Origin of the sequence: Borreliella californiensis, from assembly GCF_014205885.1 — a bacterium.
Classification (GTDB): domain Bacteria; phylum Spirochaetota; class Spirochaetia; order Borreliales; family Borreliaceae; genus Borreliella; species Borreliella californiensis.
The window spans coordinates 26,474-51,131 of record NZ_JACHFB010000005.1 but is presented as its reverse complement, the minus strand read 5'-3'; the positions used below and the strand labels follow the sequence as shown (position 1 = coordinate 51,131).

The following is a 24,658-nucleotide window of genomic DNA, read 5'->3' as shown; positions in this document are numbered from 1 at the left end:
CCTCCTAAATTTTGAAGAACCTTGCATCTTGAATATAGTCGCATGAAAGCGATACTAAGGGTTTTGTTAGAGTAAGCTGGCACTTTAGATCGATTTTTTGATTGTTCAAGTCCTGGCTTGGGTTGTAAGTTGCAATTTGTCCTTCGCCCACCATGAATTTGGTTCTTTGATCTTGATCTGCAATTTGATCTACAAAAAGTACCGTGAACTCGTAATTTGTAGGCAAACTACGTTTTCCAATTTGCCATTGGTTATTATTTTTTGAAATATCTTGTGTTATGAAATGCGATTTTTCTATATATGTATCTAGGATTTCTTCCTTATTAGTTGCGGTTTCTCTAACGGAATACCCGCTAAACTCAACAGTTTGCTCTGGTATTTTTCCAATCGCCGAGATCGATCCGCAAGTTGTTTTTAGAGTTTCTGTAGCTTTTGTTGAGCTAATGGTATATGAATATCCTAAGCAATATGTTTTGAAAAGTAGAACATCAATTTCATCAGCATTATCACATACTTGGGACATTTTTGTCAAAAGATCTTTGTTATAGTAGAAAATACTACCTTCTTTTAGATCTAAATCTGATGTAAGTTTTGACTTAGAATCAATCTTTTTAACCCTAAAAATGCATTCGCTAATTGACTTCCATTTGCTAGGCTTTGTTATGTTTGAACCCAAATCTTTTACAACTAAATTAGTAGGATCTGTTCCAGAAGGTTCACTATTATTTTTGATGTCTGAACCCTTGAAATTCCACTTGAATTTTTCAATATTCACCGTAACTAGCACTGCACCAGTCGGCATTCTCAATTTTTCAATTGCCATTTTTACCTCCACGACAATTAATGTAATCAACGCTATCTATCCTAATTCCCAATGTTGAATCAACCAATGTTACCATTCTTGCATCAGAAGCTTCGTCTTCAACCTGGGAATCGTCAATGCTAAAATACTTCAACGAATAATTTAGCATCAGAAACGCCACAATTATATTTGCAATCTCAAGTCCTAAAGTAGGACGCATGCTACACTCCGTGTAAATTATGAACTTTGGGCACAAAAGCATCGAATAATTTTTGCAATGATTCAGAATTTCTCCAGTACTTTTTACTGCAAAGACAATTGATGGCAAGTCTAAATTTGAACATGCAAACATTTCAGACTTGTAATATACTTTTGTGGTTGTTTGTTTACAAGTAGCCAAGTAAGTTTTCAAATTTTTTTTCAGATTAATGACAAATTCTTCTATGTGCTTCATCTAAGTAATTTTGCAGACTCCTTTGCTAAATCGCTTGTCCAGTTTGTATATTGGTTTTTAGGTTTTCTCTTCTTCAGAGATAGCCAAATGGGTACCGCTGAGGGTTCTATCCCCTTATATGCTGCCCAACTTTTGATTTTTGTTAGACTTGGAGCTGGCAAATTGTTGTTATATGCCTGTCCTGAGTCTAGAAATTCAGAAAGAGGGGAGCCTACTTTTACTTTTAAACTCAACCCAAAATCAGTTTCTTCTAAATCAATATTTGTTACATTTGACAATCGTCCGGGGATATGTGATTTTAATGTATCTAAATTTTTTTTGACTTTGAATCCTACGAAACTTTTTGCATTATCAAATATAGATTTTCTTATTTTTTCTCCAATTTCCATTTGTTATCCTTTTGGTCAACCAATATAAAAAAAGGGACAAGAATCAATACGCGGGAATAGAAAATCAAGTTGAGAGAGTAAATATTTGAATTTACACTCTTTTTGATCTCCTTTACACCTAATATTGAAAACTTCTAAATAAAGAACATCAAGCAAAATTACAAGCCAATTGTTGTAAGCAGCTCCCATTTGGTACAAGGCTAAAATAGATTTTGCGTATCTTAGAACTTCAGAAAGTTGCACTTTGGTTTGATCTGGGATACTAATGCTTCCGTCTTCATTGATGCACTCAATGCGTAAAGATTCTATCTTAGTAAGATTGATCCACATAATAAGATCGTCAAGTTCACTCATTTGTTAAGTTTACTAACTACTAACTAGCTTTTGTAACTTCAATTTCAACAACTTCTTGTGGCTGAAAGTGAATTACTCCTGCTGATTCCATTGAGGCATGAATGTAATCTCCGTCTGCTGATGCAAATTTTCTAAAGAATATTTCTGGCAACATTGGAACAAACATAACTTCTGGATTTGGTTCGTACAGTATAGGATTTTTTAGGCCTTTAAAAACCGAAGTTACCACATCATGATCTCTAGCAAGTGCTTCTTTGACTGTTACATACTGAGGCTCACTGTACAACTCTAGTAAAAGGTGAGAAAAATTGTGGGGAACTAAAAGATGGTAAGCTCCATCAAGTTTTTCCTTGTGTTTTTCTGATTCACGTTTTGCAAGTGCTACTTTTTCATACAGCGTAAATCCAGTAGTAAGTGTATCAACAGTAACTTTGCTCCGACCCTTTAAATTTGCGATGCCTTCCATATTGATATTTTTTTTACCAAAAATAACAGAATGGTATGCATCTTTCATAAGACCAAGTTCTAGATTAGCCTTTACTTCATCTTCAGTTATAGTTCCGTACATTAGGTCTTTTAGAGAAATTCGCTGTACTGTATCAAATACGTGCATCTTGTAAGCCATTTCTTTGAAGAAAATGCTGCTTTTCCCAATTTCATTACTATGATCACCAAAAGTTGATGTAACATTGTGATCGACTGTTGCTTTTTTGACAATATAATAGCCTTGTCTTAGATCATTTCTACTTATCATCTTGTAAGGCATAAGCTCTTCAAGGCCACCTTTTGCAAGTTGTAATATATCTCCACTGTAGCTACCACTTGCTTCTGCAAAAATACTTCTACTCAAGATATTCCTCCTAATTTTTTTTCATAAATTTGTATGTTCACGAGAATTTCCTGTTACCATTAGACTCAAACTCAGGCCCGATATTAACATCAAGCAAAACTACTTTACTATTTGCGTCAAGACTAACATCTTTGATTCTGCCAACTTGCACACCCCCTTTGCCGTCTTTTACAAGTTTTCCTGCTTTTAAGAAGACAAAATCGCCGATTTTGGGAGTTGCAAATGTGCTGTCTAACGCAACGGTTATTTCTCCAGCACGTCTTATTGGAATTAGTTCGCCCGGTAAGTAATCTTCGCTTTCTAGTAAAGCAATATCTGTTTTTTTTAAGGCAAATCCACGAATAGGGCCAACTCCTGCTGTTACAGTTGCAGCTTTTACTAGCACTTCTCCCATTTCACTTGATCCACTTGAAAAAACTGGGTCTCCGGGTTTGATGGTCGCTGATTCAACATCAACTATTGCAGTTTCAGTTTGATGAACACATGCTTTATGCTCAACTCCTAAAACGAAATTTTTACATACTTTTGTGAAATCGAAATCTGCCATTTATATCTCCCCCAAAGCAAATTTACTTTTGTATCTTTGTGCTTTTGTATTGTTAATAATTTGACCTGTAAATCGATTTCTTGCATTTACCATTTGTTTGTATGCTGTAAGTTCTTGTACTAGCAAGCTAATATTGTCGATTTGCGAATCAAGGTCACCTTCTTCATCAATTTTGAACTTAATGTTGTACTTTCTTTTCATTGCATCCAAAAATGCAAGCTTAGCATCTTTTACACTCAAAGAGTTTGCAAAAGGTGGAGCAATTTCATACTGCTCACAAGCTTTCTCAAGATTTGACAAAAGTTTAGAATCTTTGAAAGCATTAGCCTCGGCTTGTCTTTCGGCTTGTTTTCGAGCTTTAGTAAAGTTGCTCTCAGCCTCAGCAAGTCGTTTTTCAAAATCTTCTCGTGATATCATGTCTGGTAATTTTTTTGCATCAGGCACTAACCGCTCATATTCTTCTGAAGATATTGTTACAAGTTCTTTGTCATTTTTTGGCAAAGATTCAGAAATTGTAACAGCTTCTTCATTTACTTGTTCTTGCATATAAACCTCCTTTCTAAAATTAAATTTTCTAAATTTGCAAGTACTGATTCATTTCATCTTGTATTTTTAAGTACAAGTTATCATTTCCCATTTCTTTCGCCTTACTTAAAAGCTCTACATAAGTTGCTAAAGTTTTTGCATGTTTTTCATCAATTTCAGCTTGTTCTTTTTGGCTAATTGGTTTTACTGGTTTGTAACACCAATTAGAGGTTAATCCGAATTTTGAAAGTACCGCATTGATGAATGGTGTCACCATTAGTTTGCATATCTGCTCAATGTTTAGGTAAAAAATATCATAGTTGCCAACACTACCTTCTCCAGAAGGAGATATTGGATACAATATTTCCTTGGGAATTCCTGAATGGAGCGTTATGTCTGATACAATGATTTCAAAAGCATCTCTTAGTGGGCTTACAGATCTTGTTACATTGGCAATATCATCTTCTCTTCCGAGTATCATCATTTTGTGATTACTATCAAGAACCCCCTCAATGTTTTTTTTAACCTCGGCCAGATCATATGCAGTCATATCCTTGACTGATGGCAGAGTTGCTGATTTAAGGAAAGTGAAATTATTCACCCGTAAAAAACCTACCGTCTCATTAAGTAGGGTGTTCATAATATTGCTACTTTTTTTTAGAGATTCGAAATTTAGAAAAGATGACTTCATGGTAATGATTCTACTTTTATGAATATTTTTTAAGAAAAAGCCCCCATCAATAACTTCACCAAAGTTATAACAAAGACAAGGAAATCCCTTTTTTAGTGGTTTGTGTGGATCATCGGAATCTGGAACTACTATGTAAAAATGGCTTTCTCCAGACAAAATTGCTGTATAAACCATTTTTTTGATCACGGCTCTGAAATTATTATCAAATAATTTTGAAAGTCCATCATCGACTTTATGCTCAATATCTCTTGAAGATGCAAACCCCGCGTAAATTTCAGCTATTTGATGTGCAAGTCTTAATTGATCCTGGTGTGGTGTGTATTCACTTACTGGAAATAGTTTTGTTTCTTTAGGTTTTTTGAAAAATTTCATTCTAAACATTAGAAGCTCCTTTAGCTAAAAACCGATATGGCATTGAGAAATGCCGGGATGTATACCAAATCTTTTTGCATAACAAAATTTGTAACTTCGCTATCTTCTGCACTAGATTCATCATAGTAATATTCAGTTTCGTTAAACTCTGAAATTACATCGGTGGTTTCGGGTTTGTTTACCACATTAAGATTAGAAGGAATTAAATAGTCTGAGAGTGAATACAAGTTTCGTTTTTTTGCAAGCAAAGTGCCTCTACCAAAACGGGAGAATACATATTTGAGTTCTTCCCTTGCCGATGGCAATACAAAAGTTCCTTTGAACTGGTTAATCTCGGCTTGGTAATCCGTTTTTGATAGTAAAACTTTACTACATGCGTTTGTAATAATTACAACTGGAAGATAAGAAATTCTTCCAACAAGAATTTCTAAAAAACAAATTCTGTTGCCTTTAACGTGTATTCCTGTATAGTAGCTTCCATTAGCTCTAGAAAGAATATCGGGACCGCACACATTAAATTTTTTTATGAGCCTTGCTGTGCCAAAATCAAACTCTTCTCCTAAAACCTCAATTCTAAAACCAATGTCATTACCATGATATGCAAGTTTTTGTTTTTCAAGCCAAGCTTGCACATCTCCACCATTTAAAAATGGGTTGTCGCGGTAAGTGCTTTTGATTATACACACGGCAGGATTGTCTTGATTTGATAAGTACCTTTTGTATAGCCAGTGTGATTTAGGCACGGGATTGCTTGACATATAGATTCTGCCGCCTTGTTCTCTCATTGTAGGAATAAGCATTTCTATGTCATCAGCACTAAGCTGATTAGCTTCTTCCAACCACAAGTCCTTGAAATGTGCATAAGATTTTAAATCTCTTGTGTCGTGGCCCCCTTCAAAAACAAAAGCACGTTTTTTTCCAAAAATCAAACTTTTACTTTCAATTTTTGCTTTGCTTATATTGAAAAATTTTCTTAAGCTGTAGATACTTAAAAGTTCTAAAATTTCCTTGTGTATTGATTGTGTTGTTTTGTTTTTCTTTTTTCTAATTGCAAGGGTATCCCCACCATCAACACTAAATTTTCTTTCTAAATTAACAGTTGCAATGTTGTAGGTTTTACCAGTTCCCCTACTTGAATAGTATATGAAAATTTCAGCATTGGGCTTTTCTTTGTAGGCATCAACATATACTGGAAGTCGCCTTAGTCTCATAGTTCACCCTTGTTAATAATTTTGTTGATTTCTTCTTCGGTATAAGAACAACTTTTTACAAAGCCTGTGCTTGTATTATTTCCAATAATTAATTTTTCTTTATTAATAATGTCTAGTACTAAATCCTCAGCTTCGCTCATTTCAAAGACCGCAAAAAACATTCTAAATGCGTGTAGACTTGTTGCTAGCACATTACTGTTTGAAAATTCAAACATTTTGTTGACAAACAGTCTAAGCAGTGCTTGTTTGCTGGAGTTGTGTGAAGTTTGATTGTCAAAAGAAAGTTTTTCTTCTATTAATTTTTTTAAAGTTTCTTGAATTTGTAAATTATCCATAATTTTTCTCCTAAAGATCGTATCTGTAAAAAGATATATAACAGGTATTTTTAGGCCTTGTTTCTTCGTAACCTCTTTGATTTGTAAAAGGTGGTAATAATTCGTAGGAGTATATATCTTCAGAAGTATAGCCTGTAATAAAGGGAGAAATAATCTCCTCAGCCCAATACCAAGTATACCAAGTATCAGCTCTACGATAAATTATTGTCATCTGTTTTACTAATTTCCCTTCAAAATTAATTCTACTGGTGTCAAGATAATGATTGTGACTTTCAAAAGTGTCACTTTGTGTATTGCCTAAGCTTCTGGAATTGCTTGAGGCGTAGTGTCTTAGAAATCTGCCCGACAAATTGGGGGCCGAAGATATTCCCAAAATTTTATACGCATAGCAACTGCTTGGTAAGCTTCTGCCGTCTGGAACACAAAACTTGTTTGTGCTTGTAAATGCTTCAATTAATTTGCTTCTTGTAAGGATTGATCCTTCCTGTGCAAATTTAGCAGTCAAAGCACCAACGGGTGTTTTTTCTAGAAAAAACAAAGTCATATGTTCTAAATATTCACTAAGTGAATCTAAATTTGGTGTACTTTTGGTAATTTCATATTCTTTTCTATTGTCAATGCTTTTCCCATCACATACTGAAAAAGTAAGCTTATCTTTTAGTAAAATTGATTCTCCAAGAGATCCCTCATACCCTAGCGAGTCTATTTTGTTGCCATTTCTGAATTGGATGCGAGTTTTAGTCTTTTCGAGTCGTTTTTTTATTTCTGTGTAGTCTTTTTGCGTTATCATTGATTTTACCTACCAATCGTATCTGTAGAATGAAATGTAACATGTGTTTTTGGGCCGTGTTTCGCTATCTCCCGTATATTTTGTGTAGGAAGGATATCGCCACGACTGTATTTTGTCACCGTATTCTATCCTAGTAACAAAAGAGGTGGTGCCCTCACTCCAATTAGCATCTCTTCTAATGAAGGAATGATCAATCACAAGTCTCCCTTTTAAACTATTCAATAGGCTTAAGTCAAGATCATGATCGTGGCTTTTAAAAGAATCACTTTGTGTATCTCCCAAGCTTCTTGTACCGTCAGAATCGGTGGAGCCGCTAGAATCATAGTGTCTCAAGAATCTCCCTGACAAATTGGGGGCCGAAGATATTCCAAATTTTTCTTTTACAAAACAATTCTCGGGAAGAGATCTTCCATCTGGAATACAAAATTTTTTACTATTCTCAAAAGCTTGTATCAACTTACTTATTGATAGCGATCCTTCCTTAGCAAACTCAGTCGTTAAGAATCCAGGATAAGTGTTTTCTAAACACCAATTAACTAAATCTTTTAAATAATCGTCTATATTTTCGCCAATAGGAGGCTTAGTATTCTTGTTAATGGGATAGTATTTTCTGTTATCAGTGTCTTTACCATTGCAAATAGCAAACAATTCTTTGTCCTTAACAACAATGGGCTCGCCAAGTTTACCAACATAATTTTTTGCTTCTTCCATAGTCCCAACACCAAATTGAATTTTGATATTGTCGGCTTGAAGTCTTTTTTTGATATCTTCGAAATCATCATCACTTATCATTTAAGCGGCCTCCTGTTTGTCTTTAGTGTTTTCCATATAGGTACTAAGGTCAAGCGTTCGCACCCCCGCGTTTGATTTTCTTGTTAAATTAAGAGCAAGTGTGTTTTTTACAAAAGTATCGCGTATGATCAAGTCAAAAGCATGGTTTTCAAGTCCAACTTTATTTTCTGTGAATGTATTATTACTTAGTCTTGCACTAGTAATGTCTGCTAAATGCAGTGCAGTGCCATTGTTGTTGCTAAACTGCGTATCGGTTATTTTTAAGCTTGAAAAGTTAGAAAGTTTGAGTGCGTCTATGTTGTTGGTAAAGGAGCTGTCTCTAATTATTGCATTTAGGCCATTTGCAACTGATGCGGTTTTACTGCCTTTAGCAGTAACATTAATTAGTGTTAGATTGGCAACATTTTCTATGTCGAAGCTTTGATTTGTAGAATCAAAATGAACATCTTCAAGTAAAATTTTTTTTGTTCTTTTGAAATTTAGTGCTTTGTTTAGAGCACAAAGAAATATGACATTTTTGATGTACACAAAGTTTGCATCTGTAACATAGACTGATGATCTAACGGCTTCTTTTAACGCGTATGATGAACATAGCACTAAATCATTAGGCCGTGTGAAACTCTTGTCTTCCAGATAAGGCGACAGTTCTTCTTGATTTAGATCTCCTCCGTTAATGTAAAGCTCGCTCATTGGTTGTTGGCATATGTTAATTCCGGAAATTTTAAATGATTTTTCTGATGTAAAAATATGTTTAGAAAACCCTGTGCTTCTTATGAAAACTTCGTCATCACTTTCGATTTCTAAATTGTTTAGATTTACTTGATTGTAAATGTAGAAGTCGCCTTTAAGTAGTTTAATTTTGTTGAGTCCAGATTGTTTTGCAAATTCAATAGCATCATTCAAAGTATCCTCATCCTTAAATCCGGCTGCTTTGAAGTGGGAAGTTTCGATCCCATTATAATTAAACGGTGCAATAACAACTTTGTGGACTCCAGACAAATAGTCGCTTATTCCTATTTTGGTTGAAGTTGTAAGGTATTCGTAGTGAGTGTAGTCGCCCCAAGTGATTCCCTCATATTCGTAAAGTTTGATATCTAGATCTAGATTAGTAATTTTTTTTGAAAGTATGAGAAAAAAATGATCAATGCCAATATTATCAAGTCTAAGCTTGACAAAATCGGTTAGATTTAGATTTTGCATTGAACGAAAATTAACAATAGTATGTCCTTTGACACGTAGGTTTGTTAAAAATTCAAAAAGTCTTACTGCGGATTCTTCGGAAAAAATGAATCTTGTTGTGTATTCAAACTTTTTAGAATAAAAATCATCGGCATTGTCGGTTTGGAGTACATTTTGAGCTATTGTGTAGAAAACATCTCCGTAGATATCAAAGTGGTAAATATATTTGGAGCCTTGACTACTAGAAGTGTTTCTAAACCAAAGCTTAGCCCTTGATGGAAAATATTCTTTATTTTCAAGCTTGATGGAGGAGTCGGCACTAAACCTTGCTTCAAGATTATGTGTAGAGATTATTGCTAAATGTTCGTTTATGGCATAGTGGTCGTGCCAAACTTCACGCCTTTTGAAGTCCCATTTGTAAACTGTATCTAACCAACTAGGATCGTATTCTTGAAAAACACTGCTGCCGACTTTGTCTGCAAAGTCGGGGTAAACCACACCTTTTTGGAGTACCGCTACATACAGTGCACCGTCATTACCAGCAACGTTAATTGGGGCTGAGTACAAAGGTCGTTTTTTAGACATTGCTTCTTCTTTGCTTTGAAACTTGCCTTCTCTCCAAATAACTTTAGTTGAATCGTAGCTGCTGGAACTGCTTTTGGACATAACGTAACTGTCAGCGTCTAAAGAACAAATTTCAACATCTTTCTTGATGACTTCACTTTTCCAAATCGGAAGAATTTGCAATTTGCCGCTTGAGGAGAAAGTATATGCGTATCCGAATTCATACAACAAGGCTTGCAAAATAGTTTCTACATCTTCTCCAGAATCAATGATTACAGCGGGAACTTTGTCAAGTATTGATTCGCTAGCATCATCATCAATAAGGTCTTTTAGTTTGGTTTTTTCTATTATTAGATGAACAAGTGAGAGTTCTTTTGCCAAAGGATTGTATACAAAAAGCCAGTCTGGTGAAAAATTGATTGGGAATTGAACTGGATTTTCGAATGCAATCTTTAATAGGCTAGAGTAGTCGTTAACTGTGAATGATACACTTTTGGTGCTATTGAACAGATCTCTGCTGAAAAATTTTTCTAGAATTCCCCTAAAAACGGGGTTATTCTTATCATTTACTTTTACGAAAATGTCTTCGTTTCTGAAGAATAAGAAATTCAAAAATTCTTCTGATAGACCGTTTACACTAAAGTTGAACGTGCTTGCTGCTGTTTTTAGGCTTGGATCAACTATTTTTTCTTCTAGAACAATGCTTGTAGTGTCAACAAAAGGGGTAAGTTCAAAAATTTGACCTTCGTCCGTGTAGAATACAATGTCAAGCCCCAAAGAAGTACAATCTTCTGTTGTATCTTCTTTGGCACTTGATATTTCTGCAGTTTCGTTGCTTTTTTCAACTTCTTGACTTAAACTAGCAATTTCTGAATTTTTGTCAGCAGTTTCTTGACTTAAACTAGCAATTTCTTGATCTAAGGCTTTAGGTTCTTGACTTAAATTGTCTTGATCTTTCAACGTAATAAAATCCTTATCTTCTGCTGTATTTTTTGTAACACTTAAATACAATAGGTTCAGTTTTTTCTATGTATCGCTTGTAATAGGTAATTCTATTTTTTAGCATATTTGTTTCTTCGGTTTCATTTTCATCGCCAAACACAGGATCGAAATTTTCAAACATAGGAAATTTGTCATTAGGATAGTATTTGGCTGCATAGGTTTTTACGGTCAAAAGCCAAACATTTAGCGAAGTTGAGTATCTAAAAAGTTCTGCTTCATTGAGAATTAGATTTTCGGTGTCTTCTTTGTTTGTTAAGTTTGGTTTTTGGGGAAGTGATGGTATTGATTCACAAGAAAGAAATACCAAAAATATCCAAAATATCCCTAAGAAATTAGTTTTTGTTTTTAAATTTTTCATTATTTGCTCCCCTGAACTTGATTTTGTAAATCTTTTAACATTTTACTTGTAATTTCGTCTCTAAGCTTTAAAAGCTTTTTGTATTCTGAAAAATCACCTCCAGAATCTTTGTAAGCTTTATAAGCTCGTATTGAGAGTTCAATTGTATCTTTGAGACGTTTATCAATTTGCTCAACAGCAGCTTGATCTTCATTGTTTTTTTCGATTTTGTCTTTAATGTAAAGTATGAACTTTAAAAGTGAGCTTGTAAATGTCATTCCTTCGTTTACAATGTCTAATTTTTCGCTACCAAAAGAACTTTCAAGTCCCTTTAGAAGTGCATTTTTGACGTCCACTGCGTCTAATAACTCATTAATGTTTTTTATTGCGTTCATTACGCCACCTCCAAATTATTTCTAAATTTTGCACTGTAAAATTCTAGTCTATCTTTTACGCGCTCTATAATTGCTGTATTTTGAATTTTAAAAACTCTTAAAGACTCTAAGTGTCCGTTGGCAACAGTTTTGGAATTGCCAAGCGAATCCCAAATAATAGTTTTTAGATCACTGCTTAATAATACAAAATGGTAAAAACTAGAACTTATGTCTTTGTACTTGCCAATCAAAATATCAGATTCTGATGGAACATAAGAGGTTGGGTGATGTTTTTCTTCGAAGTAAATATCTTCATCAATACCCAAATTTGCAAATATTGCATTTGGAGAATTAACAAATGCATTGTCACCCCTTAAGCAGCCTTTACTTACAAGGCCCTTGAAAAGTAAATCAATCTCATAACAATCAAAACATTTTTCAACGCTGTTTTTGATTTCTTTTACCACAAGTCCAATAAATAAAATACAAAGAAAATAACATCCAAATTTTGAAATAACTTCATTTTGTTCTTTGAATTGCATTTGCAAGGGCACGGCAAGTCTGTGAATTTCGACTTCTTTTACAGTTTCTTTGTAAGAATTTTTGAAACATGATGCACTTTCGAGTAATTCCGATTTGTACTTTTTTATGAAATAGTCTTTTAGAAGTTTATAGAAAAAATTGTAAATGCACAAAAACATTTTGTTATTCATTTACTTTCTCCAATTTTTCTGAAATTTTTTTCTATTTCTTCTTTTATAAGTTCTTGTGTTTTGATTCGCTCTTTTGAGAAAATGTTTTTAACTTCTAATACCAAATTTTCTTTGTTAACAGCGTTAATAAATTCTGTAGTTCTTTTTAGTTCTTCTTTGATAGAGTTTTTCATTTCTTCGAATTCGGTTTTAATCTTGGCATTGTAGTAATCTTCAAGTTCTTTAAAAATTTCGTCTTTGGCTTTTAAGACTGAAGCTTTTAGATCAGCCATTACCCCTTTAAAAGCGTATGTTCCAAGTCCAGAGATAGATATTACTAACATTGCTACAATGCTGCCAATAATATTTATTTGTTTTTTTACTCTTATCATAAAATCCTTCTTTTTTTAAAATTTTTTAAATAAAAAAACTATATTTTACTTACTTTAAAAAAATAAATAAAATATAGCAGCTGCTAGACTGGATTCTAAATTCCAGCGGTATCTAATTTGGTCAAAACCATTATTAGGTATTTCGTAATTGTATATCGTTTTTGCTAAAAATCAAAAATCCAAAAAATTTTTTTGATTTTCTAAAGACAAAAAATACGAATTGATATATACTTTACCTGCATGGAGAGGCCTGTTTTTTAGAAATGCGTCTTAAAAAATTTTTAAAAGGATAAGAAAGTTTAAGTCGCGCTGCAAGCAACGCGACTTAGCCTCAGACACAAATAAAGTTTAAGTGTTTTAGAGGATCCATATGAACTATGAATAAAATATTAATAAATTATGCTAGGCTTAGTAAAGCGGTATTACATGAATTGCTTACCAAATTGGTAGCGTTAAACAGCAAAAAAGAACACTGTTCTAACACAATCAAAGTGTCTCAGGTTGAGTCGCTTATAAAAAAAATGAGATCAAATCAATACGATAGACTTTTGAAGGTTTATTGGGTAATTGACGTCAAAAATCAAAATTACAAAAACTCTTGCGGAGTTGTTCGTTATTCGGCATGTGATATTTATAGACTGGTTGCTGATCTACTCAAAAAAGATGGCAAAAGGGTTGTTAGTGTGCGGACTGTGCAGCGGGATCTTAAACTGCTTAACGAGTTTGGACTGATCAAAACTAAGTTAAGAAAATTCGGTAAAGACAATATTGGACAGGGAAGTGTTGCGCATTATATACAAAACACAGCGCTTGCGGCGTATCATAAAGAAATAATTTGGGAACATCTTGTTTCATTGCTTTGCGAGAAGCTTGAGAATAAGAAAATAGTAGGCGATTTTGACGAAGACATAAAAAATGCAGTATTTAATGTTTTTGGCAATTCATTGAAGTATCCTTCCGATACATCCACAGGCTTATCAAAGTTTTCTAACAAATTTTCAGATAAATTTTCTAAACATTCAGACAATTTTTCTGAAAATGTTTTTTTGGAAACCTCAGGTGACATTGCTTTAAACAACGAAAGTGTTGATAGTCGCACCAAGACAATGTCGCACCACTCGCCGCCGGCTGTATTTAATAAAGCTAATATAAGCAATATTAATTATAAGAATTCAAAGAATTCTTTATGTAATTCAAAAATTCAAAAAAACAATATTAATTTCGAAAAAAAAGACATTGAAACTAAATTGATCGAAAGAAATGTCCCAAAAGATTTTCTTAGTCAAATAAAAGATCTTAGCAATAATCCTACAACTTACAGAAATGCACTATATAATCTGGATAAGGCCTTAGACGATCACAAGGAGATCAAGTTGAAGTATGTACTTGAGCACTTTTTAGGTCAGTTTTCTGTTTATCGATATAAAGTTTGGATGATGATGAAGCGTACGGATGGGATTATTAGCGATTATGAAGTCATTTGGAAGGAAAGGTTTGGAGAGTTTGTTAAGAAAAAAGTTGAGCTTAATGATTATGTGAAAAAAGTGCTTGCAATGGAAGCTAAAGAGAGAGAAAATCGTAGTAGAGAGCGTTTGGAGAAGATTAATGGTCAATCGCAAGCACAAGTGCAAACGCAAACAGGAGAATTGTCAAATAATCAGGAGCAAGATAGCGTAAATATGCCGCCGGAGAGAATTTACTTAGGGGAGAATAGAAATAACATCTATGGAAGAAGTAACATTGTTAAGGATTCCTTGGGCTTCAAGACAATTAAAGGAATTACTCTTGAGGGTCTTGGAATTGATAAAAAAGCAATTTGAGCCTAAGTGGCTTTAGGAGGTAAAATGAAAATAAGAATGAAACATTTAGTAAGAAGGCTTTATTTGAGAAGGGACAAGATTTGGCATGTTTACAGAAGCACCGAAGTACAAAATAAAGCTAAGGACAAAAACATTACCAATTTCCCTAAATTAGAACCGGAAGATTTTGACTATGAGTATATTTACAAGTATGTGGATGAGTGGATTCAGAAGAAATATAACGATAAATTAGGGTTTACTATTCAAAAGGTAGATGGTCTTGAATATATTTGTAAGGCAAAAAGGTATTCTAGTTTAAAGAAGATTTTGGCCAGAATTGTTAAAGACTATAAAGATATATTTCTTGCTAGATTAGAAAAAAAAGCCCCTGCTGCTCCAGCAGCTCCCCGATCGGGTGATTCGGGGCCAAAACAATCTGGAACTTAGGAAGGAGTAATGTATTAGTTTTAGAATAGTAAAAAGGGTAGTAAAAACGCCAGTAAAAACACCAAGTCCTGAAAAGGCTGTTGTAACTAATAAAGAACAGATACCGTTTAAGAACCATTCTTTTTTTAAAAAGGAAATTATTGGCGATAAAACTATGTATCATACAAGGTTGATGAATGTTTATAAGGGGTGGCGGGCCTGGAAGCATAAGTTCTGTGTTTATTTTATAAATTCTCTTAACAAAGAGAGAAAATTTATTATGTTATACCCCATAAAGGAGGAAGATGCGTTTTTAGGTATATTTTATGGGTACAATAAGGTGAAAAATAATCCATTTTACAGAGATTATACCTCTGTTTGTAGCTTTTCTAAGAAAATATTTAAAACTTTTAATAAATCGTATTTTATTGAATTTAGGTTCAAAAAGGGGAGTGTGTTTTTGTATCTCCATACCATAGCGTATTTGCTTAGGGATAGGAATCTCTATAATAGGGAGCATAAAAAATTACATGGACGCTTGATGGAGTTAGAAAAAGAAGTATTTAAGTTCTATGGTCGAGATTTAAATCCCGAGGGCGAGGGTATTATAACTAAGTGGATAGATAAAATTAATCGGAAAAAGTTGGGCAAAGAGGATAATCCTAGTTTGCTTCGCAGTCTACTACGTAGTCGACTGCGTAAATTTTGAATTTGTAATGTTACTGAAGGAATAACCTATATGAAAGTCGCAAATCTTATAAGGTCAACTTGTGAAAATGAAAATTTCTTACAGAGCGGGTTTAGAGATCTTGATGCTATTATACAAGGCTTTCGGGAATCAAATTTTGTAGTAATTGGAGCACGACCCAGTGTTGGTAAAACGGCTTTTGCCCTCAATATTGCTCACAACATATGCTTACAACAAAATTTGAGTGTTGGATGGTTTACATATGAAATGACAAGTAAATCTGTCACTCGGAGGCTTTTGTCGATGAATTCAGGCATAGAATACAATAAGTTGATTGACAACATCAGTTCGCTAGATAAAAGTGAACTGGACGCTTTTCATAAATCAGTTTCTGAGGTTAGTAATTTTTCTTTTTGGATTAATAGCGTTTGGGGTACCGACATACATGAGTTAGAAGATAAAGTCAGACAAATGAAATTGAACCACGATGTAAAAATTATCTTTATTGACTACATCAATTTGATTCCCGTGTCACAGAATAATATTCCTCGTTTTGAGCAAGTTGCATTTTTGAGTCGTAATATACGTTCGCTTGCGCTTGAACTTGGAATTCCAATAATAGTTGTATCTCAAGTTTCCAGAAGTGCTGAGGTTGTAGAACCCAGTTTGGCAACTTTGGGAGAATCGGCAGCATTACAATGGCATGCAGATATTGTAATTTTTTTACATCAAGAGAGGGAAAAACGTAAAGGGCGGAATACTTCTAAAGGTAGTAATACAACTAAAGTAAAAGTGATAGTTGCTAAAAATAGAAACGGTTATATTGGGATTGCCAATTTAGGTTTTACTCCAAAAACTATAAAATTTTCGAATTGAAATTTAGATTTGTTAGATTTGTAGATTTGAGAATATTGTGTTATTTAGCCTTGATTTGTGTTACAATGTATTTAGCATGTGAGTAAATTATGAAATCATCGATAGTGGCAACAAGTATTACTGAAGAACAAATATATAAAGAGTTTCTGCGATTAGGTATGGAACAACTAATAGCTGAAGATTTGTCAAAAAGATATTATCACAATGAGCTAACATATAGAGATTTAGAAAATTTAGAAAAACAATTTGGCATAAAGTTTGACAATCTTGTTACTAAGATTGATACTGTTAAAAGTCAACTTACTACTAAGATTGATGGTGTAGAGAAGAATTTAAATCTAAAAATAGATAATTTAGATACCAAGATTGATACTTTAGAAAAGAATTTACAAAAAGACATGCTCAACTTGGAGCAGACTATGAAAAAAAATATATCTATGTTAGAGCAAAATAGAATAAAAGAGTCACAAATGCATCATAAGAAAGGGTTTTTTAAAAAATTTTTGTATGATGATGATTGGTGGAATGTGCTCTTGTCTATATGCATTTCAATAGCTACTATTGCGTGGCTAAGTATATTCGGCATTTTGAGGAAACTTTTGCGGTTGTAAATATTCTGTTATTTAGCCTTGATTTGTGTTACAATGTATTTAGCAGGTGGGTAAATTATGAAATCATCGATAGTGACAACAAGTATTACTGAAGAACAAATATATAAAGAGTTTCTGCGATTAGGTATGGAACAACTAATAGCTGAAGATTTGTCAAAAAGATATTATCACAATGAGCTTACATATAGAGATTTAGAAAATTTAGAAAAACAATTTGGCATAAAGTTTGACAATCTTGTTACTAAGATTGATGGTGTAGAGAAGAATTTAAATCTAAAAATAGACAATTTAGATACTAAGATTGATACTGTTAAAAGTGAACTTACTACTAAAATTGATAACGTAGAGAAGAATTTAAATCTAAAAATAGACAATTTAGATACTAAGATTGATACTGTTAAAAGTGAACTTACTACTAAGATTGATACTGTTAAAAGTGAACTTACTACTAAAATTGATAACGTAGAAAAGAATTTACAAAAAGATATAGTTAATTCGGAACAAAGGCTAGAAGCAAAGCTGGAAGCCAATAACAAAGTTTTTTTGGAAAAGCTGGAAGCCAATAACAAAGTTCTTTTGGAAAAGCTAGAAGCCAATAACAAAGTTCTTTTGGAAAAGCTTAGCGTGAAAAACAGAGTGTCAGTTGCTATTGCATCAGTAGTTTCGCCCATTGTTTTAGCTATTTTAGCGTCCTTAATTATGCTATTAATTGGCAACTATTTCAAATAGAAATTACAAAGAAACTTCCACCTATCTAATTAAAAAGATTTTAGATATAATTCGCTTTTGTAATTTACAAGTATTTTTGTAAATGCCTAACTTTCTTAATTTAGCATTAATGTACAATTTTAGATTATGCAAATTTTTGCAAGGTTCCTTTTCAGTGAAAAAATTCGAAATCAGATTAATAATTGTAAGTTTGGTTCCAGTAGAACTGTTTAGATAATGATTTAGATTGCTTTGATTGAGCTTTAGAGGTGCAAATGATTTAATGTAATTGAGTTTTTGTGATATATTTAATATACAAGGTGTTTTAACTAAAAAGAAGTTTTGTGAGTTAGAGTTATATGTAATTTCGTTTAGAGTTTCTTTTGACTTTGCAATCAAAGAGTAAATAATTTTCAGTTGTTTAGCAGTAATCCTAAAACCAAATATATTGTTTGCCACATAATTAATTCTACGTGCATCAATAGATAGTAATCTATTTTTGTCTAAATTTTCAATACATCTGGAAATTTCATTAGAGCAAATTAGAGAATATGTTTCAATTTGTAAACCGTTATCCAATGCATAAGAAAGTATATCGGATTTGAAATTGTAAGGAGTTTTGATATTTTGATTTTTTAGATGAGCTAATGAAATTCCAGAAGCCATAATAATTCCAAGTAATTGGTGAGTAGTGCTAGTAGAATTGATAAGATGTTTGCTAATTAGAATAAATTCATCCGGATTTATTTTGTAAAAATTTTTCTGTTTATCAGATTTTTTTTAAAAAAGAACTTGAATAAAAACATATAAATATTATACACTTTTATGTAAAAATTGCAAAAATTAAAGTTTTATTATTTCGGATTAAAGTTTTATCATTTTTAAAAATTCTAGTTAAAGTTTTATTTTTTCTAGTTAAAGTTTTGCTGCTTGATAGGTATAGTTTTAACAATTTGGGTTAATCTTTAGAGTGGAAATATCTATACTAATTAAAAATTATATATATAATTTTTAATTAGTATAGATATTTCCACTCTAAAGATTAACCCAAATTGTTAAAACTATACCTATCAAGCAGCAAAACTTTAACTAGAAAAAATAAAACTTTAACTAGAATTTTTAAAAATGATAAAACTTTAATCCGAAATAATAAAACTTTAATTTTTGCAATTTTTACATAAAAGTGTATAATATTTATATGTTTTTATTCAAGTTCTTTTTTAAAAAAAATCTGATAAACAGAAAAATTTTTACAAAATAAATCCGGATGAATTTATTCTAATTAGCAAACATCTTATCAATTCTACTAGCACTACTCACCAATTACTTGGAATTATTATGGCTTCTGGAATTTCATTAGCTCATCTAAAAAATCAAAATATCAAAACTCCTTACAATTTCAAATCCGATATACTTTCTTATGCATTGGATAACGGTTTACAAATTGAAACATATTCTCTAATTTGCTCTAATGAAATTTCCAGATGTATTGAAAATTTAGACAAAAATAGATTACTATCTATTGATGCACGTAGAATTAATTATGTGGCAAACAATATATTTGGTTTTAGGATTACTGCTAAACAACTGAAAATTATTTACTCTTTGATTGCAAAGTCAAAAGAAACTCTAAACGAAATTACATATAACTCTAACTCACAAAACTTCTTTTTAGTTAAAACACCTTGTATATTAAATATATCACAAAAACTCAATTACATTAAATCATTTGCACCTCTAAAGCTCAATCAAAGCAATCTAAATCATTATCTAAACAGTTCTACTGGAACCAAACTTACAATTATTAATCTGATTTCGAATTTTTTCACTGAAAAGGAACCTTGCAAAAATTTGCATAATCTAAAATTGTACATTAATGCTAAATTAAGAAAGTTAGGCATTTACAAAAATACTTGTAAATTACAAAAGCGAATTATATCTAAAATCTTTTTAATTAGATAGGTGGAAGTTTCTTTGTAATTTCTATTTGAAATAGTTGCCAATTAATAGCATAATTAAGGACGCTAAAATAGCTAAAACAATGGGCGAAACTACTGATGCAATAGCAACTGACACTCTGTTTTTCACGCTAAGCTTTTCCAAAAGAACTTTGTTATTGGCTTCTAGCTTTTCCAAAAGAACTTTGTTATTGGCTTCCAGCTTTTCCAAAAAAACTTTGTTATTGGCTTCCAGCTTTGCTTCTAGCCTTTGTTCCGAATTAACTATATCTTTTTGTAAATTCTTTTCTACGTTATCAATTTTAGTAGTAAGTTCACTTTTAACAGTATCAATCTTAGTAGTAAGTTCACTTTTAACAGTATCAATCTTAGTATCTAAATTGTCTATTTTTAGATTTAAATTCTTCTCTACGTTATCAATTTTAGTAGTAAGTTCACTTTTAACAGTATCAATCTTAGTATCTAAATTGTCTATTTTTAGATTTAAATTCTTCTCTACACCATCAATCTTAGTAACAAGATTGTCAAACTTTATGCCAAATTGTTTTTCTAAATTTTCTAAATCTCTATATGTAAGCTCATTGTGATAATATCTTTTTGACAAATCTTCAGCTATTAGTTGTTCCATACCTAATCGCAGAAACTCTTTATATATTTGTTCTTCAGTAATACTTGTTGTCACTATCGATGATTTCATAATTTACCCACCTGCTAAATACATTGTAACACAAATCAAGGCTAAATAACAGAATATTTACAACCGCAAAAGTTTCCTCAAAATGCCGAATATACTTAGCCACGCAATAGTAGCTATTGAAATGCATATAGACAAGAGCACATTCCACCAATCATCATCATACAAAAATTTTTTAAAAAACCCTTTCTTATGATGCATTTGTGACTCTTTTATTCTATTTTGCTCTAACATAGATATATTTTTTTTCATAGTCTGCTCCAAGTTGAGCATGTCTTTTTGTAAATTCTTTTCTAAAGTATCAATCTTGGTATCTAAATTATCTATTTTTAGATTTAAATTCTTCTCTACACCATCAATCTTAGTAGTAAGTTGACTTTTAACAGTATCAATCTTAGTAACAAGATTGTCAAACTTTATGCCAAATTGTTTTTCTAAATTTTCTAAATCTCTATATGTTAGCTCATTGTGATAATATCTTTTTGACAAATCTTCAGCTATTAGTTGTTCCATACCTAATCGCAGAAACTCTTTATATATTTGTTCTTCAGTAATACTTGTTGCCACTATCGATGATTTCATAATTTACTCACATGCTAAATACATTGTAACACAAATCAAGGCTAAATAACACAATATTCTCAAATCTACAAATCTAACAAATCTAAATTTCAATTCGAAAATTTTATAGTTTTTGGAGTAAAACCTAAATTGGCAATCCCAATATAACCGTTTCTATTTTTAGCAACTATCACTTTTACTTTAGTTGTATTACTACCTTTAGAAGTATTCCGCCCTTTACGTTTTTCCCTCTCTTGATGTAAAAAAATTACAATATCTGCATGCCATTGTAATGCTGCCGATTCTCCCAAAGTTGCCAAACTGGGTTCTACAACCTCAGCACTTCTGGAAACTTGAGATACAACTATTATTGGAATTCCAAGTTCAAGCGCAAGCGAACGTATATTACGACTCAAAAATGCAACTTGCTCAAAACGAGGAATATTATTCTGTGACACGGGAATCAAATTGATGTAGTCAATAAAGATAATTTTTACATCGTGGTTCAATTTCATTTGTCTGACTTTATCTTCTAACTCATGTATGTCGGTACCCCAAACGCTATTAATCCAAAAAGAAAAATTACTAACCTCAGAAACTGATTTATGAAAAGCGTCCAGTTCACTTTTATCTAGCGAACTGATGTTGTCAATCAACTTATTGTATTCTATGCCTGAATTCATCGACAAAAGCCTCCGAGTGACAGATTTACTTGTCATTTCATATGTAAACCATCCAACACTCAAATTTTGTTGTAAGCATATGTTGTGAGCAATATTGAGGGCAAAAGCCGTTTTACCAACACTGGGTCGTGCTCCAATTACTACAAAATTTGATTCCCGAAAGCCTTGTATAATAGCATCAAGATCTCTAAACCCGCTCTGTAAGAAATTTTCATTTTCACAAGTTGACCTTATAAGATTTGCGACTTTCATATAGGTTATTCCTTCAGTAACATTACAAATTCAAAATTTACGCAGTCGACTACGTAGTAGACTGCGAAGCAAACTAGGATTATCCTCTTTGCCCAACTTTTTCCGATTAATTTTATCTATCCACTTAGTTATAATACCCTCGCCCTCGGGATTTAAATCTCGACCATAGAACTTAAATACTTCTTTTTCTAACTCCATCAAGCGTCCATGTAATTTTTTATGCTCCCTATTATAGAGATTCCTATCCCTAAGCAAATACGCTATGGTATGGAGATACAAAAACACACTCCCCTTTTTGAACCTAAATTCAATAAAATACGATTTATTAAAAGTTTTAAATATTTTCTTAGAAAAGCTACAAACAGAGGTATAATCTCTGTAAAATGGATTATTTTTCACCTTATTGTACCCATAAAATATACCTAAAAACGCATCTTCCTCCTTTATGGGGTATAACATAATAAATTTTCTCTCTTTGTTAAGAGAATTTATAAAATAAACACAGAACTTATGCTTCCAGGCCCGCCACCCCTTATAAACATTCATCAACCTTGTATGATACATAGTTTTATCGCCAATAATTTCCTTTTTAAAAAAAGAATGGTTCTTAAACGGTATCTGTTCTTTATTAGTTACAACAGCCTTTTCAGGACTTGGTGTTTTTACTGGCGTTTTTACTACCCTTTTTACTATTCTAAAACTAATACATTACTCCTTCCTAAGTTCCAGATTGTTTTGGCCCCGAATCACCCGATCGGGGAGCTGCTGGAGCAGCAGGGGCTTTTTTTTCTAATCTAGCAAGAAATATATCTTTATAGTCTTTAACAATTCTGGCCAAAATCTTCTTTAAACTAGAATACCTTTTTGCCTTACAAATATATTCAAGACCATCTACCTTTTGAATAGTAAACCCTAATTTATCGTTATATTTCTTCTGAATCCACTCATCCACATACTTGTAAATATACTCATAGTCAAAATCTTCCGGTTCTAATTTAGGGAAATTGGTAATGTTTTTGTCCTTAGCTTTATTTTGTACTTCGGTGCTTCTGTAAACATGCCAAATCTTGTCCCTTCTCAAATAAAGCCTTCTTACTAAATGTTTCATTCTTATTTTCATTTTACCTCCTAAAGCCACTTAGGCTCAAATTGCTTTTTTATCAATTCCAAGACCCTCAAGAGTAATTCCTTTAATTGTCTTGAAGCCCAAGGAATCCTTAACAATGTTACTTCTTCCATAGATGTTATTTCTATTCTCCCCTAAGTAAATTCTCTCCGGCGGCATATTTACGCTATCTTGCTCCTGATTATTTGACAATTCTCCTGTTTGCGTTTGCACTTGTGCTTGCGATTGACCATTAATCTTCTCCAAACGCTCTCTACTACGATTTTCTCTCTCTTTAGCTTCCATTGCAAGCACTTTTTTCACATAATCATTAAGCTCAACTTTTTTCTTAACAAACTCTCCAAACCTTTCCTTCCAAATGACTTCATAATCGCTAATAATCCCATCCGTACGCTTCATCATCATCCAAACTTTATATCGATAAACAGAAAACTGACCTAAAAAGTGCTCAAGTACATACTTCAACTTGATCTCCTTGTGATCGTCTAAGGCCTTATCCAGATTATATAGTGCATTTCTGTAAGTTGTAGGATTATTGCTAAGATCTTTTATTTGACTAAGAAAATCTTTTGGGACATTTCTTTCGATCAATTTAGTTTCAATGTCTTTTTTTTCGAAATTAATATTGTTTTTTTGAATTTTTGAATTACATAAAGAATTCTTTGAATTCTTATAATTAATATTGCTTATATTAGCTTTATTAAATACAGCCGGCGGCGAGTGGTGCGACATTGTCTTGGTGCGACTATCAACACTTTCGTTGTTTAAAGCAATGTCACCTGAGGTTTCCAAAAAAACATTTTCAGAAAAATTGTCTGAATGTTTAGAAAATTTATCTGAAAATTTGTTAGAAAACTTTGATAAGCCTGTGGATGTATCGGAAGGATACTTCAATGAATTGCCAAAAACATTAAATACTGCATTTTTTATGTCTTCGTCAAAATCGCCTACTATTTTCTTATTCTCAAGCTTCTCGCAAAGCAATGAAACAAGATGTTCCCAAATTATTTCTTTATGATACGCCGCAAGCGCTGTGTTTTGTATATAATGCGCAACACTTCCCTGTCCAATATTGTCTTTACCGAATTTTCTTAACTTAGTTTTGATCAGTCCAAACTCGTTAAGCAGTTTAAGATCCCGCTGCACAGTCCGCACACTAACAACCCTTTTGCCATCTTTTTTGAGTAGATCAGCAACCAGTCTATAAATATCACATGCCGAATAACGAACAACTCCGCAAGAGTTTTTGTAATTTTGATTTTTGACGTCAATTACCCAATAAACCTTCAAAAGTCTATCGTATTGATTTGATCTCATTTTTTTTATAAGCGACTCAACCTGAGACACTTTGATTGTGTTAGAACAGTGTTCTTTTTTGCTGTTTAACGCTACCAATTTGGTAAGCAATTCATGTAATACCGCTTTACTAAGCCTAGCATAATTTATTAATATTTTATTCATAGTTCATATGGATCCTCTAAAACACTTAAACTTTATTTGTGTCTGAGGCTAAGTCGCGTTGCTTGCAGCGCGACTTAAACTTTCTTATCCTTTTAAAAATTTTTTAAGACGCATTTCTAAAAAACAGGCCTCTCCATGCAGGTAAAGTATATATCAATTCGTA

31 protein-coding genes are annotated in these 24,658 nt (G+C 32.5%); 7 read left to right on the top strand and 24 right to left on the bottom strand.

The features are described from left to right. Positions 1-4: 4 nt before the first annotated feature. Genes HNP67_RS05345 through HNP67_RS05425 form a run of 17 tightly spaced genes read right to left on the bottom strand, consistent with a single transcriptional unit; the run spans position 5 to position 12,652 of the window. Positions 5-823 carry a hypothetical protein gene (locus HNP67_RS05345; protein ID WP_184125466.1) on the bottom strand — a complete coding sequence of 273 codons (819 nt, stop codon included), beginning with the start codon at positions 821-823 and terminating at the stop codon, positions 5-7. Continuing rightward, a complete protein-coding gene (locus HNP67_RS05350) occupies positions 813-1,256 on the bottom strand; it encodes a hypothetical protein (protein WP_184125468.1) in 444 nt (147 codons plus the stop codon). Before HNP67_RS05350 ends, HNP67_RS05345 begins: the two co-directional genes overlap by 11 nt. Beyond that, positions 1,253-1,645, bottom strand: coding sequence for a hypothetical protein (locus HNP67_RS05355; protein WP_184125469.1), 393 nt, complete (start codon positions 1,643-1,645; stop codon positions 1,253-1,255). The genes HNP67_RS05350 and HNP67_RS05355 overlap by 4 nt, the downstream gene beginning before the upstream one ends. A gap of 15 nt (positions 1,646-1,660) precedes the next feature. Beyond that, positions 1,661-1,999 (bottom strand): hypothetical protein, encoded by a 339-nt coding sequence (locus HNP67_RS05360; protein WP_184125470.1) that lies wholly within the window; start codon positions 1,997-1,999, stop codon positions 1,661-1,663. Between the two features lie 19 nt (positions 2,000-2,018). Further along, entirely contained in the window at positions 2,019-2,849 is an 831-nt protein-coding gene (locus tag HNP67_RS05365; RefSeq protein WP_184125471.1) for a hypothetical protein, read from the bottom strand. 37 nt (positions 2,850-2,886) lie between these two features. Continuing rightward, positions 2,887-3,396 (bottom strand): structural cement protein Gp24, encoded by a 510-nt coding sequence (locus HNP67_RS05370; RefSeq protein WP_184125472.1) that lies wholly within the window; start codon positions 3,394-3,396, stop codon positions 2,887-2,889. Next, positions 3,397-3,942 (bottom strand): terminase, encoded by a 546-nt coding sequence (locus HNP67_RS05375; protein ID WP_184125473.1) that lies wholly within the window; start codon positions 3,940-3,942, stop codon positions 3,397-3,399. It abuts the gene before it with no gap. 28 nt (positions 3,943-3,970) lie between these two features. Continuing rightward, positions 3,971-4,993, bottom strand: a complete 1,023-nt coding sequence (locus HNP67_RS05380) for an anti-CBASS protein Acb1 family protein (RefSeq protein WP_184125474.1) — start codon at positions 4,991-4,993, stop codon at positions 3,971-3,973. 11 nt (positions 4,994-5,004) lie between these two features. Next, a complete protein-coding gene (locus HNP67_RS05385) occupies positions 5,005-6,195 on the bottom strand; it encodes a PBSX family phage terminase large subunit (RefSeq protein WP_184125475.1) in 1,191 nt (396 codons plus the stop codon). Continuing rightward, positions 6,192-6,530 carry a hypothetical protein gene (locus HNP67_RS05390; protein ID WP_184125477.1) on the bottom strand — a complete coding sequence of 113 codons (339 nt, stop codon included), beginning with the start codon at positions 6,528-6,530 and terminating at the stop codon, positions 6,192-6,194. The genes HNP67_RS05385 and HNP67_RS05390 overlap by 4 nt, the downstream gene beginning before the upstream one ends. A gap of 10 nt (positions 6,531-6,540) precedes the next feature. Then, entirely contained in the window at positions 6,541-7,320 is a 780-nt protein-coding gene (locus HNP67_RS05395; protein WP_184125479.1) for a hypothetical protein, read from the bottom strand. 9 nt (positions 7,321-7,329) lie between these two features. Further along, on the bottom strand, positions 7,330-8,112 hold the full coding sequence (locus HNP67_RS05400) for a hypothetical protein (protein ID WP_184125481.1): 783 nt from the start codon (positions 8,110-8,112) through the stop codon (positions 7,330-7,332). Continuing rightward, positions 8,113-10,815 carry a right-handed parallel beta-helix repeat-containing protein gene (locus tag HNP67_RS05405; RefSeq protein WP_184125505.1) on the bottom strand — a complete coding sequence of 901 codons (2,703 nt, stop codon included), beginning with the start codon at positions 10,813-10,815 and terminating at the stop codon, positions 8,113-8,115. A gap of 13 nt (positions 10,816-10,828) precedes the next feature. Continuing rightward, entirely contained in the window at positions 10,829-11,215 is a 387-nt protein-coding gene (locus HNP67_RS05410; RefSeq protein WP_184125483.1) for a BBA14 family lipoprotein, read from the bottom strand. Beyond that, entirely contained in the window at positions 11,215-11,589 is a 375-nt protein-coding gene (locus tag HNP67_RS05415) for a hypothetical protein (protein ID WP_184125485.1), read from the bottom strand. Before HNP67_RS05415 ends, HNP67_RS05410 begins: the two co-directional genes overlap by 1 nt. Continuing rightward, complete coding sequence (locus tag HNP67_RS05420) at positions 11,589-12,281, bottom strand: DUF261 family protein (RefSeq protein ID WP_184125487.1); 693 nt, start codon at positions 12,279-12,281, stop codon at positions 11,589-11,591. Before HNP67_RS05420 ends, HNP67_RS05415 begins: the two co-directional genes overlap by 1 nt. After that, positions 12,278-12,652, bottom strand: coding sequence for a hypothetical protein (locus HNP67_RS05425; RefSeq protein WP_184125489.1), 375 nt, complete (start codon positions 12,650-12,652; stop codon positions 12,278-12,280). Before HNP67_RS05425 ends, HNP67_RS05420 begins: the two co-directional genes overlap by 4 nt. A gap of 377 nt (positions 12,653-13,029) precedes the next feature. Here HNP67_RS05425 and HNP67_RS05430 point away from each other — a divergent pair, with 377 nt between their 5' ends. The 6 genes from HNP67_RS05430 to bdr (HNP67_RS05455) all read left to right on the top strand — a co-directional run bounded on the left by HNP67_RS05430 (position 13,030) and on the right by bdr (HNP67_RS05455) (position 17,781). Beyond that, positions 13,030-14,472: a plasmid maintenance protein gene (locus HNP67_RS05430; protein WP_184125491.1), complete on the top strand. Its 1,443-nt coding sequence runs from the start codon at positions 13,030-13,032 to the stop codon at positions 14,470-14,472. A gap of 24 nt (positions 14,473-14,496) precedes the next feature. Continuing rightward, on the top strand, positions 14,497-14,898 hold the full coding sequence (locus HNP67_RS05435; RefSeq protein WP_184125493.1) for a hypothetical protein: 402 nt from the start codon (positions 14,497-14,499) through the stop codon (positions 14,896-14,898). Positions 14,899-15,070: 172 nt separating this feature from the next. Beyond that, positions 15,071-15,586 carry a DUF226 domain-containing protein gene (locus HNP67_RS05440; protein ID WP_184125507.1) on the top strand — a complete coding sequence of 172 codons (516 nt, stop codon included), beginning with the start codon at positions 15,071-15,073 and terminating at the stop codon, positions 15,584-15,586. A gap of 30 nt (positions 15,587-15,616) precedes the next feature. Beyond that, on the top strand, positions 15,617-16,441 hold the full coding sequence (locus tag HNP67_RS05445) for a DnaB helicase C-terminal domain-containing protein (RefSeq protein ID WP_184125495.1): 825 nt from the start codon (positions 15,617-15,619) through the stop codon (positions 16,439-16,441). 89 nt (positions 16,442-16,530) lie between these two features. Beyond that, positions 16,531-17,052: a Bdr family repetitive protein gene (bdr, locus tag HNP67_RS05450; RefSeq protein ID WP_184125497.1), complete on the top strand. Its 522-nt coding sequence runs from the start codon at positions 16,531-16,533 to the stop codon at positions 17,050-17,052. 57 nt (positions 17,053-17,109) lie between these two features. Further along, the gene (gene bdr / locus HNP67_RS05455) at positions 17,110-17,781 is read left to right on the top strand and encodes a Bdr family repetitive protein (protein WP_184125499.1); all 672 of its coding nucleotides are present in this window, start codon (positions 17,110-17,112) and stop codon (positions 17,779-17,781) included. A gap of 21 nt (positions 17,782-17,802) precedes the next feature. Here bdr (HNP67_RS05455) and HNP67_RS05460 read toward each other — a convergent pair whose 3' ends face one another. Then, positions 17,803-18,426 (bottom strand): hypothetical protein, encoded by a 624-nt coding sequence (locus HNP67_RS05460; protein WP_184125502.1) that lies wholly within the window; start codon positions 18,424-18,426, stop codon positions 17,803-17,805. A 672-nt stretch (positions 18,427-19,098) separates the two neighbouring features. Here HNP67_RS05460 and HNP67_RS05465 point away from each other — a divergent pair. Then, positions 19,099-19,722 carry a hypothetical protein gene (locus tag HNP67_RS05465; protein ID WP_184125502.1) on the top strand — a complete coding sequence of 208 codons (624 nt, stop codon included), beginning with the start codon at positions 19,099-19,101 and terminating at the stop codon, positions 19,720-19,722. Between the two features lie 21 nt (positions 19,723-19,743). On the opposite strand, the gene bdr (HNP67_RS05470) is transcribed toward HNP67_RS05465, so the two are convergent. From bdr (HNP67_RS05470) to HNP67_RS05495, 6 genes are all read right to left on the bottom strand, one after another. Beyond that, entirely contained in the window at positions 19,744-20,415 is a 672-nt protein-coding gene (gene bdr / locus HNP67_RS05470; RefSeq protein WP_184125499.1) for a Bdr family repetitive protein, read from the bottom strand. A gap of 57 nt (positions 20,416-20,472) precedes the next feature. Beyond that, the gene (gene bdr, locus HNP67_RS05475; protein WP_184125497.1) at positions 20,473-20,994 is read right to left on the bottom strand and encodes a Bdr family repetitive protein; all 522 of its coding nucleotides are present in this window, start codon (positions 20,992-20,994) and stop codon (positions 20,473-20,475) included. Between the two features lie 89 nt (positions 20,995-21,083). Beyond that, complete coding sequence (locus HNP67_RS05480) at positions 21,084-21,908, bottom strand: DnaB helicase C-terminal domain-containing protein (protein WP_184125495.1); 825 nt, start codon at positions 21,906-21,908, stop codon at positions 21,084-21,086. A gap of 30 nt (positions 21,909-21,938) precedes the next feature. Further along, a complete protein-coding gene (locus HNP67_RS05485; protein WP_184125507.1) occupies positions 21,939-22,454 on the bottom strand; it encodes a DUF226 domain-containing protein in 516 nt (171 codons plus the stop codon). Positions 22,455-22,626: 172 nt separating this feature from the next. After that, positions 22,627-23,028: a hypothetical protein gene (locus HNP67_RS05490; RefSeq protein WP_184125493.1), complete on the bottom strand. Its 402-nt coding sequence runs from the start codon at positions 23,026-23,028 to the stop codon at positions 22,627-22,629. A gap of 24 nt (positions 23,029-23,052) precedes the next feature. Then, entirely contained in the window at positions 23,053-24,495 is a 1,443-nt protein-coding gene (locus HNP67_RS05495; protein WP_184125491.1) for a plasmid maintenance protein, read from the bottom strand. Between the last annotated feature and the right edge of the window lie 163 nt (positions 24,496-24,658).